Genomic DNA, 12,303 nt, shown 5'->3' with positions numbered 1-12,303 from the left:
GAGGTTCAGTTGCTTACGAAGAAATCGTTCGCAATCAAATGACGGCGCCCCGGCAAAAACGAGGCGGAGCTAAGCTGAGGCTAGCTCAGCGAGGGGAAGTTTTTAGGCGATAGCGAGGTCTCCAGCGAAGGCATCGCCGCCAAGCCTTCGCTGAGTTTCTCTTGCCAGATCCGGCGCATTTGGATGATGTATTCATCATCCTCTTGAAAATTATAATATTTGTCGAAGGCTAACCCGTCTTTACGGTAAATCATTAAATCGACCGGCGGGCCGACACTGGCGTTGCTGCGCATGGTGGAATCCATCGAAATCAGGCAGCATCTGGCCGCATCTTCCAGCGAGGTCTCGACGTTCAGAAAGCGGTCTAAGACCGGCTTGCCGTATTTGATTTCGCCGATCTGCAAATAGGGGGTTTGCAGGGAAGTGGTGATGTAATTTCCCTCCGGGTACACCAAATAGGCACCGTGCGGGTCCTGGCCGATTTGGCCGGCCAATAAAAAGGTTGCGGCCGGAAAGAAACTGTTTTGCCCCGCGTTGCCTAACCGGTTTTGTTTTTCCAGGCTGACCTGGCCTAGATACTCCGCCGCTTCCGAAAGATAGTGCACCGTGTTCATATTGACGGCGCAACATTCTTTGATGTCGCGCCGCAGCTGATCCAACACCGCTTGGGTCGTCGCAAGATTGCCGGCACTCAGCAAGACAATCTTGCGATCCTCGAAAGTCGGCACCACGTGCATTTTGCAATGCACGCTGACGTTGTCGATACCTGCATTAGTCCTGGAATCCGATGTGACAACCAAGCCATCCCTGACCGACACAGCAATACAGTAGGTCATGCTTTTTTGAATCGTGAAAAAATCGATTGGGCAGTTTACTAAACTTGGCCGGCGAACACTATGCCCGCGCGAACAGCGAAATCCGATCCGAGCCAGCGATTGATCATGCCGATAAACGCTTGCTAAGCTCTGCGTTCAGTAAAGCTTCATGGTGCCGGCGCAACACCGAATCGCTGGGAATAGGCGGCAATTCCGCTTCGATTTGATATTTAAGCTGCGAGATGAAATGCCTTCTGAGCACCGAATCCTGCGGTATTCTTACTGTTTTGATTTCTTCTGCGCCCGGTTGTTGAGCTGCGACTGCTGCCGGAGCGACAACCTCCAGCGCCGCATCGTTAACTACGGCGCTGCTTGCCGGTTCCGACGCTAATTTATGCGCCGCATCGAAATGCCGGCGCAGCACCGAATCGGTCGGATAAGGGTTGATTTGCACTTCGCGTTTTGCGGCCTGCTCGGCTTCGTAATGACGATGCAAAATCGAATCTTCCGGCACCGCGGCAGGCGTTTCAGCCGCTGGAGCCACTTCGGATGAGTCACTACTCGGTGCCGGCTCGGCAAAGGCTTGCGCTACCGCTTTCTCGATCAACGTTGCCGGGGGTTCGACTGCCGGCTCGGTTACTACAGCTTCAACAACAGAGGCAGGGGCAGGATCCGGCACCAATTTGTGCGCGCTATCGTAATGCCGGCGCAATACCGAATCGGTCGGATAGGGGTTGGTTTGCGCGTCGTGTTTTGCCGTTTGTTCGGCCTCGTAATGCCGATGCAACACCGAGTCTTCCGGCTCTGTCGCAACGGTCTCGGCCCGGGCTGGCGAGGTAGTCAGCTCGGCTTGCGGTTCGGCCTCCACTGTGCTTGCCAACGAAATTTCCGGCACGGATGCAGGCTCGACAGCCGGCGTGCTGACTGCCGGCACGGGCGCAATTTCAGGTTGTGCAGTCGGTTCCGGCGCAGCTCTTAGCTCAGTCCGGCCGGCGTCTTTTTTCTTTAAGGCGTATACGACCGCCGCGATCAGCACCGCCAGCGCCACTGCGACCATCAGCATAATTTCGTTCGTTCCCCAAGCCGCTGCAGATTCGGCCATATTGTCTTGTGCAGGTTCCATGATGCCCTCCTAATCGTAATTTTGTTGTAGTTATCTGCGGATCATAGATGCGCCTTAGCGAATTCTTAAAACCGAACCCGGCTAAGCCGCTTGTATTTACTACAAATACGGCCGTAATGAAACTTTTTTTGCAAAAACCTTGGTCAGCTAACTCGTCCGATTTAAAAATCGTGCACTCAGCCGCCGGTATTTTGCGGGGAATGGAACAGCGGTTTCGTAGTAAAGTTAAACCGTAGCGCCGGCAGTAGTCGCGGCGCTTCACCGCCCCCACTCGACCTTAGGAGTTCCGCCTATGTCTTACGAAGCCTGCACTTATGTAATTTTCGGCGCCACCGGCAATTTGGCCCGCATCAAACTCATGCCCGGTTTTTATCATTTGGAAATGGAAAATAAATTGCCCGAGGGTACGCGTATTCTCGCCGTAGGCCGCAGGCCCTGGGATAGAGACAAATGGCTGCAGGAAACCCGGCAGATGCTGGAGGAAAAAGAGGGCACCAAACTCAACCAAGCGGTATTCGAACGTTTCAGCTCTCGTCTGTTTTACCACCGCGGCAATTTGGACGATGAGGCCTGTTACGCCGAATTAGCGGCTGCACTGAACGACGACGCCGAACAGTTTCCGAAAAACGTCGCGTTTTACTTGGCGATCGGGCCGGACGATTTCGGCCACGTGATCGAATCCTTAAGCAAAGTGGAGATGCTGAGCGAAGAATACGGCTGGCGCCGCGTGGTGATCGAAAAACCCTTCGGCTACGATCTGGAAAGCGCACAAGCCTTGCAAAAACGCCTGCAACGCTATCTGACCGAAGAACAAATCTACCGTATCGACCACTATCTGGGCAAAGGCATGGTGCAAAACGTGCTGGTATTCCGCTTCGCAAACGTCATGCTGGAACCCTTGTGGAACCGCAATTACATCGACCACGTACAAATCACCCACGCCGAAGACATCGGCATCAGCACCCGCGGCGAATATTACGACAGCGCCGGGGCCCTGCGCGACATGCTGCAAAGCCATTTGCTGCAATTATTGACCTTGGTCGCGATGGAACCGCCGGTCGCAATGGACGCCGAAGCGTTACGCGACGAAAAAGTCAAAGTGTTGAAATCGATCCGCCCTATCCCTAAAACAGCCGTGCACGCTCACGCCTTTCGCGGCCAATACAGTAAAGGCAGCATAGCCGGGCAAAAAGTCCCCGGCTATTTGGAAGAAGCCGGCATTCCGGCCGACAGCACCACCGAAACCTACGCGGCCATGAAATTGCTGATCGACAACTGGCGTTGGCGCGGCGTGCCGTTTTATCTGCGCACCGGCAAACGCATGGTCGCCAGCCAATCCAGCATTTCGATTTGCTTCCGCCACCCGCCGCTGCATTTCTTCCACGGCACCCACGTCAGTTGCATGAATCCCAACTGGGTGCTGATGGGCATACAACCGGAAGAATGCATACGCATCGAAATGACCGTCAAGCAGCCGGGCTTGGAGATGCGCACCCACACCACCAGCCTGGACGCCAGTTTTCGCCAGCCCGACCAACGCCATATCGACGCTTACGAAGACTTGCTGCTGGACGTCATCCACGGCGACCGCTCGTTGTTTTTGCGCTTCGACGAAGTCGAGTACGCCTGGCGCATCGTAGACCCGATCCTGCAAACCTGGGTGACCGAACGCGACTACATCCCCACTTATCCGGCCGGCAGCTGGGGCCCGCCCGAAAGCCGCCGCCTGTTTACCAAAGAAGGCCATTACTGGCGCAGTTCGCTGGAGCCGGAGTGCGGCGAGACTTGATTTAATTTAACCCGGCGCGGGCAACTCCGGTTTAGACCGGCAATCGCTAGGGCTCTGCCGAGATCAATGCCAACCGCCGTACTGGGTGGTCGGATCGCCGCGGAAGCCGGCGGTGGTTTTATTGGCTGCGGGTACGGTGCCGGATTCTTCCGCAGCCCGCACCAGATTTTTGTGGGTATAGCCGCCCAAGGCTTTGGCTTGTTTGGCGATGCGGGTACTCAAGGTATTGATGTCGAACTTGCTCGCCGCCGCGTGCACCACCACGGAAATCATGCCTTGTTTTTCGCCCGCCTCGGCGCTCGGATAATAGGCCAGCACGATAGGCAACTCAGTGCCGGCCGGAATATCGAGCGCGTAGTGCGGACCGTCTTCCAGCCGGGTTTCCGCCAAAACCTTGCCTTGTTCGCTCAAGGCCTTGACGATGCCGGTTTTCGCCGGCCCCTCGTCTAAGGTCACCAAGCCTTGCAAGGTTTTGACGGTTTGATAGTTCTCCGCCCGCGGCTTTTCGGTCACGGCCGCACTCGGCTTGGAATCGCAACCGGAGAGCATAGCCCCGGCTACCAGCGCGCCACCCAGCCAGAACAAGGTTGTTTTCATAGCTTCCCCCCTCGAATATATGATTGTTTTACCGGCTTTACCTTACCCGAGCCGGTTGCACCGCGCAATTTACGACGGCGCATCCAGCTTGAACCATTCGTCCAGAATTTGATGGGCGTCGTCGACTCCGGTTTTGGCCAGCGCGGAAAACAGCTGCAAGCTGATCTCCACCTGCGCCTGCCCCAAGTCATTTTGTACCGCGAGCAAGGCATTTTTAGCCGCCCCGTAATTCAACTTATCCGCCTTGGTCAACAAGATGTGCAAAGGCAAGCGACTGTGCTCGCACCAGCGCACCATCTGCCAATCGAACTCGGTCAGAGGATGGCGAATGTCCATGACTAACACGATGCCGCACAAGGCTTGCCGTTGCTGCAGATAACGCTCCATCATTTTCAGCCAATCGCGTTTAACCGCTTCCGGCACTTTGGCATACCCGTAGCCCGGTAAATCCACCAGCCGGCGCTGCTCGTCCACCTCGAAAAAATTCAGCAACTGGGTACGGCCCGGGGTTTTGCTGACCCGCGCCAAGGCGTTTTGCCTGACGATGGTATTGATGGCGCTGGACTTGCCGGCGTTGGAGCGTCCGGCAAACGCGATTTCCATGCCCTGGTCGGCGGGAGCCGACTCCAGCTTGGGCGCACTGCAGACAAAACGAGCCTGATAATAAAGGGGATTCATCGTCTATAGGTAAAAGCTCTTGGCTAATTCGATAAAAGCCTCGATTGTACCCTGTCCGCGCGCGGGCGACGTTTCGGGTTTTCCCCACTCCGCCAAACCGTTCTCCGACAAGCCGGTGCCGGGGTTTTGCGGATTCATCGGCCAGGCGGGCTTTTGCCTGAGCCACCGGGCTGGTGGTTTACCGTCAAAAACGCCTAATACAAGGGCGCGTAGCACTCCGACAAGCCTATGCCCTATGGTCGGGCAGGCTTTACGGATAGACCGGCAAGCATGATTGAGCGGTCTTTCTGACGACCGATAGGACCTGTCACCGGCTTAAATGCTGGAACTGTATTCGATGCGCCGGGCCATTGAAGTGTATTTGAAAAAAAACCGCTATGCCGCCTATATTGCGTCCATCCATTTGGCGGCTATCCGGTTTTGCCTGTTGGGGACGGCCAAACAGACGCAAGGTTTCGGCAACAGCACGGACATCAGCTTTGCCGGCAAACTGTGGCACGTTTTTGCGCCGTGATCACCGGGGCTTTGGACAGCCTGAAAGCCGTATCCTGTATTACGATCAAAGGTTAGTGGGGGGTACCTTTATCGTCCGATCGACAAATTCGGCAACAATCCGGATTTCAAGTCGTCCCGGTATCGAGACAAACCGACGAAATGCCTAAAGCGGCGGTAAACCGGACCACAAGGTGCTGCCGGTTAGCCGGGGCGTCAGGTGCGCGAATTTTTATATTCCGGCTTCCAGAATCAAATTGAACGGCGTTTCCGCCGCCCGGCGCAGGTTGTTGAAACCGGCTTCTCGGAATATCTCGGCCCAGCGCGCTTCGCCGGCTTGTGCGCCCAGGGCCAGGCCGACGTGCTCGGACAACGAATGCGCGCAGCAAATCGTCGTGGAGGCGGCATAAAACAGCCGGCCGACGGTGTTCAGATTGTCCTCGACCCGGTCGTTGGCGTAGGGCTCCACTAGCATCACCGTACCGCCCGGAGTCAAGGCTTCGGCGGCATATTTTGCCGCGCCCAGCGGATCGCCCATATCGTGCAAGCAATCAAAGAAGCAAATCAGATCGAAACCGGCTTTTGGGTATTCCTGGGCATGCCCAAGGTCGAAACGGACCTGCTTCGCCAGCCCTTGTTGCTCGGCATGCCGCCGCGCGGCCTCGATTGAACCAGGATGGATATCGAAGCCCCAAAACCGCGAGTTGGGATAAGCGGCGGCCATTTGCAGCGTGGAGTGGCCGTGGCCGCAACCCACGTCGGCCACGCGGGCGCCGGCCCGCAGGCGCTGTTCGACGCCGTCCAGGGCCGGCAGCCACTGCGATACCAGATGCGCTTTGTAATAGTTGCGGTAAAAAGCCGAGACCCCGCAGTACAGCCTATCGTGGTGCTCGCCCCAGCCGACGCCATCGCCCGACTTGAAGGCGTGCAGGGTTTTTTCCTCGTCCAGCCACATCGATGCGGCGACGTCCCAGGCGGCGGCCATGAAAAACGGGCTGTCCTCATCGGCTAATACCATGGCCTGTTCCGGCGTCAGTTCGTAGCACTGGCCGGCCGGGTGGTATTGCACATAGCCGGCGGCGGCTTGGCTGTTGAGCCATTCGCGGACGTAGCGCTCGGCACAGCCGACTCGCCGGGCGAGTTGTTGCGGGCTCAAAGGTCCGGCTTGGGCCATGGCTTGATACAGACCCAGCCTGCGGCCGAGGCTGACCATCACGCCACCGTAGGAGGCTGCCAGATCCCCTACTACTCGGTCCAGGAAGTGTTGCAATTGTTGCTGATCGGCGGGTTGTGCGGTAGCGGTCATCTGTTCCTCCGGTTTTTTTGGGTTAAATCAGGTCGTAGTCATAGTTTGCGGCTTTAAACTTCAGCGGGCGAGTGTCAGAATGGCCAGGTTCGGTTCATTTATGCCAGGGAATGAGCCACAGACCCGAGGTCTTAACCATGGCCAAGATTCATGTCAGTATCGTTGCAATTCCCGATGCGATGTTTTCGACCCTTAGCGGGATTTACGACGTGTTAAACGCCTTTACGCTGTTGAGCGGTTACGACAATGTGATCCCGGAAAGCTCGCCGTTTCAGGTCGACATCGTCGGCCCTTCCCGCGAGTCCTTTCGAACTGCCAGCGGTTTGGCCTTGCAACCGCAGCGTACGTTCGACGATCTTCAAACCAGCGATGTGGTGATTGTTCCGTCGGTTGCGGTGCAGAATGCGATTTGGGAGACGGGGCGCTATCCGGTCATTGTGCAGTGGCTGCAAACCGTGCATGCCGGGGGGGCGATCTTGTGTTCGGCCTGCTCCGGCGTATTATTGTTGGCTGAAACCGGTTTGTTGGACGGCAAAGCGGCGACGGTGCATTGGGCTTTTGCAGGGACTTTCCGGCAAAACTTTCCGCAAGTGTTGCTACGCCTGGAGAAAATGCTGGTCATCGCCGGAGAGCACGAGCAGTTCGTCATGTCGGGCGCTTCCGCGTCCTGGCACGATTTGGTGCTTTATCTGGTTGCGCGCTTCGTCGGGCCGGCTGCCGCGCAAGCTTTCTGCAAATTTTTTGCGCTGGAATGGCACCGAGACGGTCAAACCCCGTACTTGGTGTTCGAGCAACCGGTCGATCATCAGGACGCCGTGGTGAAAGACGCGCAAACTTGGTTGGCATGCCATTTTGCGGCGGCCGCTCCGGTCGCAGAACTGGTCAAGCGATCAGGAATTCCGGAACGCAGTTTCAAGCGCCGCTTCAGCCAGGCCACCGGTTATTCGCCGATCCAATATGTGCAGCATTTGCGCATCGAAGCTGCCAAACGCCGTCTGGAACGGAGCGGAGCGTCGGTCGAGCAGATTAGCTGGCAGGTTGGTTACCAAGATTCGGCTTCGTTCCGCCGTTTGTTTAAACGTATCGTCGGCGTTTCGCCTGGAGATTACCGCAGAAAATTTAGCTTGCCCCGCTTCGGACAGGACGACGAATAATCGGCACCGGCTCGGGTTGGCTCTACCTTAGAACAAGGTAGTTAGTGAGTTTGGTCATCAACATCCAGTCATGCATATCGGCCGAGTGCATTTCCGGGCGTGGTTTAGCCAACCGGCAAAGCAACCCAGCCGGTATTCTCTGTTGGATCAGGCATTGCGCAATGCCAACGGGACGTAAGCGCGCTCGTCTGCCTGTGTTTTGTGGTTTTATTCTGTGAGGCAACTCTGGTCGGTTTCTGCCATCATATGCGCCATAACATAAAATTTCGAATCGATATTATAATGACGCCATGCTTATAGACGCCGTAGATCGCCGAATCATCCTTGCCACTCAGGCCGGCCTGCCTTTGGTGTCAGAGCCTTACCGTGCCGTAGCCGAGCAACTGCAACTTTCCGAGCAGGAGCTGATGCAACGCCTGACGATAATGCAAGAAACCGGCATCATCCGCCGGATTGCCGCGGTGCCGAATCACTTCAAGTTAGGCTATCGGTATAACGGCATGACGGTGTGGGACGTGGAGGACGATTGTGTCGACCGATTAGGTGCTGATGTGGCGGCTTTGCCCTTTGTCAGCCATTGTTACCGGCGGCCGCGGCATTTGCCGGAATGGCCGTACAATCTGTTCGCGATGATACACGGCAAAACCGAAGCCGAGGCGCAAGCCTTGGTCGTCCAAGTGGCCGAGGTTCTGGGTAGCCACGCCCGTGCGCACGACGTGCTGTACAGCAGTAAAATCCTGAAAAAAACCGGCCTGAGAATCGCGGAGTAAGCCATGTTCAGACTCAGTCAATACGTCCGAGAACTTCTGCACCCCAGCCCGTTAACGCCGCCGCGCAAGCCTTCCGGCCCGGTGGTGATCTGGAATTTGATTCGCCGCTGCAACTTGACTTGCAAGCATTGCTATACCACCTCCGCCGACATCGATTTTCCGGGCGAACTGAGCACGCCGGAGATTTATGCGGTCATGGACGACTTGAAACGATTCAAAGTACCGGTATTGATATTGTCCGGCGGCGAGCCCTTGCTGCATCCGGATATTTTTGCCATTTCGCAACGGGCGCGAGATTTGGGTTTTTATGTGGCCTTGTCCAGCAACGGCACCTGTATAAGCCCAGCGAATATCGAGCAAATCGCCGCCATCGATTATCAATACATCGGCGTCAGTTTGGACGGCATGCGGGACGCTCACGACCAATTCAGGCAGAAACCGGGTTCATTCGACGCTTCATTGGCCGGCATCCGCTTATGCCGCCAACACGGCATCAAAGCCGGCGTGCGTTTTACCCTGACCCGGGACAACGCCCACGACTTCGACGCCTTGCTGCGCTTGATGGACGACGAGGATATAGACAAATTTTACCTGTCGCACTTGAATTACGGCGGCCGCGGCAATAAAAACCGCAAAGACGATGCCGAGTTTCAATTAACCCGTAAGGTGATGGACCGCTTGTTCGAACAAGCCTTGGCGTGGGAAATTGCCGGCACACATAGGGAAGTGGTTACCGGCAACAACGACGCCGACGCAGTGTATTTTCTGCATTGGGTCCGGCGGCGTTTTCCCGAGCAGGCGGAACACATTCAAGCCAAATTGCAGCAATGGGGCGGCAACGCGTCCGGGGTCAACGTCGCCAACATCGATAATTTGGGCAACGTGCACCCGGATACGTTCTGGTGGCATTACGGCTTGGGCAACGTCAGGCAGCGGCCGTTTTCGGAAATTTGGCAAGACGTGTCCGATCCGTTGATGGCGGGCTTAAAAGCTTCGCCGCGGCCGTTGCAAGGGCGTTGCGAACGCTGCGATTTTCAAAACATCTGCAACGGCAACACTCGGGTGCGGGCCCAGCAACTCACCGGTAATTTTTGGGCCGAAGATCCGGGTTGTTATTTGCTGGACGAAGAAATTCTGGACAGTTGTTACGCCTAACGAAACGACTTATTTGGTGGCCCGGATCAGTTTGATCATGTCGGTACTGGCCGGATCGACATAAATTTGCCGAAAAGGGCAGGCTTGCAGGTTTTTTACGGTTTGCCGGTTGATATTGGCACCGAATAGGCGCACGACCATGGGATTGATCGCGTTCATCAGCCATGCCAAGGCCCGGTTGGAGCTCAACACGTGTTCCAACAGCAATAATTGCCCGCCGGGTTTTAGTACCCGGTGCAGTTCCTTGAGACCTTTGCGCGGCTTGGGTACCGAGCAAAATACGAAACTGGCTATCACGGTATCGAAGCAATTGTCGGCATAGGCCAAGCTTTGCACGTCCATTAAATCCAAATGCACGTCCAGATTGTTACGCATTTTTTTGCGTTGCGCCTGTGCCAGCATTTTCGGGCTGAAATCTATGGCAGTCATCCGGGCGTCGGCCGGGTAAAACGCGAAATTTTTACCCGTGCCCACCCCGACTTCCAGCACATGCTCGCCGCGCACTTGGTCCCACAGTCTTTTACGAAAGCGGCGGAAGATCAAGCCTTCCACCAAACCTTCCAGACTGTCGAACCAAGGCGCCAAGCGGTCGTAGCGCTGGCGAATCTCCTCGCCGCTGGCCGACATTTAAATTTCCAGCTGCTGAATGCCGTCTAAAAACCATTTGGTTTGTTTGCTGCTCACCGGCTTGACGAAATGCCACACCTCGCGCACTTGCTCGGTGTCGCCGTCGTCTTCGCGCATGATGCTGTCGAACAATACGCTGGCTTCCAGATAGGCGTCTATTTCCCTGACTTCCAACAATTCAGCGCTGACTTTCAACACTTCGGTTTTATTTTGTGCGTCGGAAGCGCGTAATTGCGCTTGAATCTCGGCAAATACCTTGTCGGTGCTTAAGCCGCGTATCGCCGCCAAGTCGCGGTTATCCCAAGCCGATTGCAGATAACGAAACGCGCTTTCCGCACCGGCCAGAAAGGCTTTTTGGTCGAAATCCGCCGGAACGTTGGGCGCTTGCGAATGGTTTTCCCGCCGACCATCTTTGCCGAACATCACGTCGGTGTCGAAACCCGACGAACTGCCGCCGTACTGGCCTTGATTGCCGTACTGATTGCCGACGGCATCGTGGTTGTCGTTGCGGCCGTACACGCTGCTGGGCGTGGGTTGGCGGGCGCCGGACCTGGCCGCGAACAGGCGGAACAGTAAATAAGCGATGCCGGCAAATATCAGCATATCCATCAAATTAAGATGCTCGAACGCACCGCCGAAAAACAGGGAACCCAACAAACCTCCTAAAGCCAATCCGCCCAAAAGGCCCATCAGACCGCCGCGATTCGCCCAACTTTGCCGAGCCGCCTGATTTTGGCTTGCAGCTTGTTGCTGGTTTGGCGTGCGGCTGGCTTGAGCGGCCGGAGACGACGGGCTGGTCGAACGTTGGTAAGGCGCGCTGTAACTGGGGCGGCTACCGAAAGAACTACCTCCGCCCAAGCGTTTGGCTTGGGCTTCCTGTATGCCGGTTGCCAACAAAGTTAAAGATAAAAATACCGTGGCCAACAGGCCGATTTTTTTGTTCATGGCTGGATTACCTGTGATGGTTATCTTGGGATTCCGAATGCGGCCGGTACCGGCCGGCTATGGGGCGATTCGATACAACGTTTAAATAAATACATAATTTTCAATATCTTAGCTGATCTGTTCACCGATGTTAACGGCTCGCAAAACGCTGCTGCTTTCTGCTTCGGCCCGGCAATAAATTAGGGCTGTTTGTATAATTTCAAGTAGAATATCGGCTTATGCAGCGCGCTACAATCTTTAGTCATCGCACTTCATACTTCGGTTTTTTGATCCACCCCGGTCTCTCTGAGAGGCGAGGTAACAGATGCGCCGGGGGTGTGTAAGGTATAGCATAGCGCAGCAAACCCACTGAATGACTATTAAATCGTCGAATGGTTGCATTATTGCGTCAATTTTTGGTGCTTGCTCTGGTGTCGCTGCAATTCGCCGCGCCGCTGGTGCACGCCCATGTCGACGAAACCAATCTGAATTTCGGCATTCATTTGCATGAATTCGAACATCTGTCCGTCAAATCTTCCGAATCCAAACTGCAAATCCTTCCGGATTACGTAGCCGGAGTACAAAGCGCCATCGTACAACTCGGATCGGCCATCAAGCCGCAACATCCGGACAACAACGATCATGTTGCTTGTTGTGTCGCGGCCGAACCTGGCCCGCAGCGAATTTTTTGCGCCGATACGCTGAATTTTTCACCGCACGTAGCGGCTTACCTCCAAACGCTGTTTAGCCAACAACCTCCTTCCCGCGCCCCTCCCGCCTAAACTTTTGCCGTAGCCGTTCTGTTTTTGCGTCTCGGCTATGTTTTGCCATACCCGGCTTTTAACGACCAAGCCCGGTTCTCTTCATTCCTTG

General features: G+C 55.7%; 13 protein-coding genes. 6 read left to right on the top strand and 7 right to left on the bottom strand.

Annotation, left to right across the window (positions count from 1 at the left end):
* Window positions 1-80: 80 nt before the first annotated feature.
* Together AB0A83_RS01345 and AB0A83_RS01340 are read right to left on the bottom strand one after the other, a co-directional pair.
* Entirely contained in the window at window positions 81-836 is a 756-nt protein-coding gene (locus AB0A83_RS01345) for a peptidase (protein WP_150046179.1), read from the bottom strand.
* A gap of 103 nt (window positions 837-939) precedes the next feature.
* Window positions 940-1,938 (bottom strand): hypothetical protein, encoded by a 999-nt coding sequence (locus tag AB0A83_RS01340; protein WP_367155218.1) that lies wholly within the window; start codon window positions 1,936-1,938, stop codon window positions 940-942.
* Between the two features lie 292 nt (window positions 1,939-2,230).
* On the opposite strand from AB0A83_RS01340, the gene zwf reads away from it, so the two are divergent.
* A complete protein-coding gene (gene zwf, locus AB0A83_RS01335) occupies window positions 2,231-3,727 on the top strand; it encodes a glucose-6-phosphate dehydrogenase (protein ID WP_150046177.1) in 1,497 nt (498 codons plus the stop codon).
* Between the two features lie 63 nt (window positions 3,728-3,790).
* On the opposite strand, the gene AB0A83_RS01330 is transcribed toward zwf, so the two are convergent.
* Window positions 3,791-4,324 (bottom strand): hypothetical protein, encoded by a 534-nt coding sequence (locus AB0A83_RS01330; RefSeq protein ID WP_367155216.1) that lies wholly within the window; start codon window positions 4,322-4,324, stop codon window positions 3,791-3,793.
* Between the two features lie 69 nt (window positions 4,325-4,393).
* Window positions 4,394-5,002 carry a ribosome biogenesis GTP-binding protein YihA/YsxC gene (yihA, locus tag AB0A83_RS01325; RefSeq protein WP_150046175.1) on the bottom strand — a complete coding sequence of 203 codons (609 nt, stop codon included), beginning with the start codon at window positions 5,000-5,002 and terminating at the stop codon, window positions 4,394-4,396.
* Window positions 5,003-5,321: 319 nt separating this feature from the next.
* Between yihA and AB0A83_RS01320 the strand changes: the two genes are divergently transcribed.
* A complete protein-coding gene (locus AB0A83_RS01320; RefSeq protein WP_150046174.1) occupies window positions 5,322-5,516 on the top strand; it encodes a hypothetical protein in 195 nt (64 codons plus the stop codon).
* 210 nt (window positions 5,517-5,726) lie between these two features.
* Here the strand turns inward: AB0A83_RS01320 and AB0A83_RS01315 are convergent, their stop codons facing one another.
* Window positions 5,727-6,800, bottom strand: a complete 1,074-nt coding sequence (locus AB0A83_RS01315; RefSeq protein WP_150046173.1) for a class I SAM-dependent methyltransferase — start codon at window positions 6,798-6,800, stop codon at window positions 5,727-5,729.
* Window positions 6,801-6,937: 137 nt separating this feature from the next.
* On the opposite strand from AB0A83_RS01315, the gene AB0A83_RS01310 reads away from it, so the two are divergent.
* The 3 genes from AB0A83_RS01310 (at window position 6,938) to nirJ (ending at window position 9,879) form a co-directional block, all read left to right on the top strand.
* Window positions 6,938-7,954, top strand: coding sequence for a GlxA family transcriptional regulator (locus AB0A83_RS01310; protein WP_367155215.1), 1,017 nt, complete (start codon window positions 6,938-6,940; stop codon window positions 7,952-7,954).
* A gap of 290 nt (window positions 7,955-8,244) precedes the next feature.
* Window positions 8,245-8,724 carry an Lrp/AsnC family transcriptional regulator gene (locus AB0A83_RS01305; RefSeq protein WP_150046171.1) on the top strand — a complete coding sequence of 160 codons (480 nt, stop codon included), beginning with the start codon at window positions 8,245-8,247 and terminating at the stop codon, window positions 8,722-8,724.
* Window positions 8,725-8,727: 3 nt separating this feature from the next.
* Window positions 8,728-9,879 carry a heme d1 biosynthesis radical SAM protein NirJ gene (nirJ, locus tag AB0A83_RS01300; RefSeq protein WP_367155214.1) on the top strand — a complete coding sequence of 384 codons (1,152 nt, stop codon included), beginning with the start codon at window positions 8,728-8,730 and terminating at the stop codon, window positions 9,877-9,879.
* A 9-nt stretch (window positions 9,880-9,888) separates the two neighbouring features.
* Here the strand turns inward: nirJ and AB0A83_RS01295 are convergent, their stop codons facing one another.
* Entirely contained in the window at window positions 9,889-10,506 is a 618-nt protein-coding gene (locus AB0A83_RS01295) for a class I SAM-dependent methyltransferase (RefSeq protein WP_367155213.1), read from the bottom strand.
* The gene (locus AB0A83_RS01290; protein ID WP_367155212.1) at window positions 10,507-11,451 is read right to left on the bottom strand and encodes a Tim44 domain-containing protein; all 945 of its coding nucleotides are present in this window, start codon (window positions 11,449-11,451) and stop codon (window positions 10,507-10,509) included.
* Window positions 11,452-11,822: 371 nt separating this feature from the next.
* Here AB0A83_RS01290 and AB0A83_RS01285 point away from each other — a divergent pair, with 371 nt between their 5' ends.
* Window positions 11,823-12,212, top strand: coding sequence for a hypothetical protein (locus tag AB0A83_RS01285; RefSeq protein ID WP_150046167.1), 390 nt, complete (start codon window positions 11,823-11,825; stop codon window positions 12,210-12,212).
* Window positions 12,213-12,303 lie beyond the last annotated feature (91 nt).

The sequence above is a fragment of the Methylomonas sp. HYX-M1 genome (assembly GCF_040741385.1).
GTDB lineage: Bacteria > Pseudomonadota > Gammaproteobacteria > Methylococcales > Methylomonadaceae > Methylomonas > Methylomonas rhizoryzae.
This window is presented reverse-complemented; position numbering and strand designations above follow the sequence as displayed.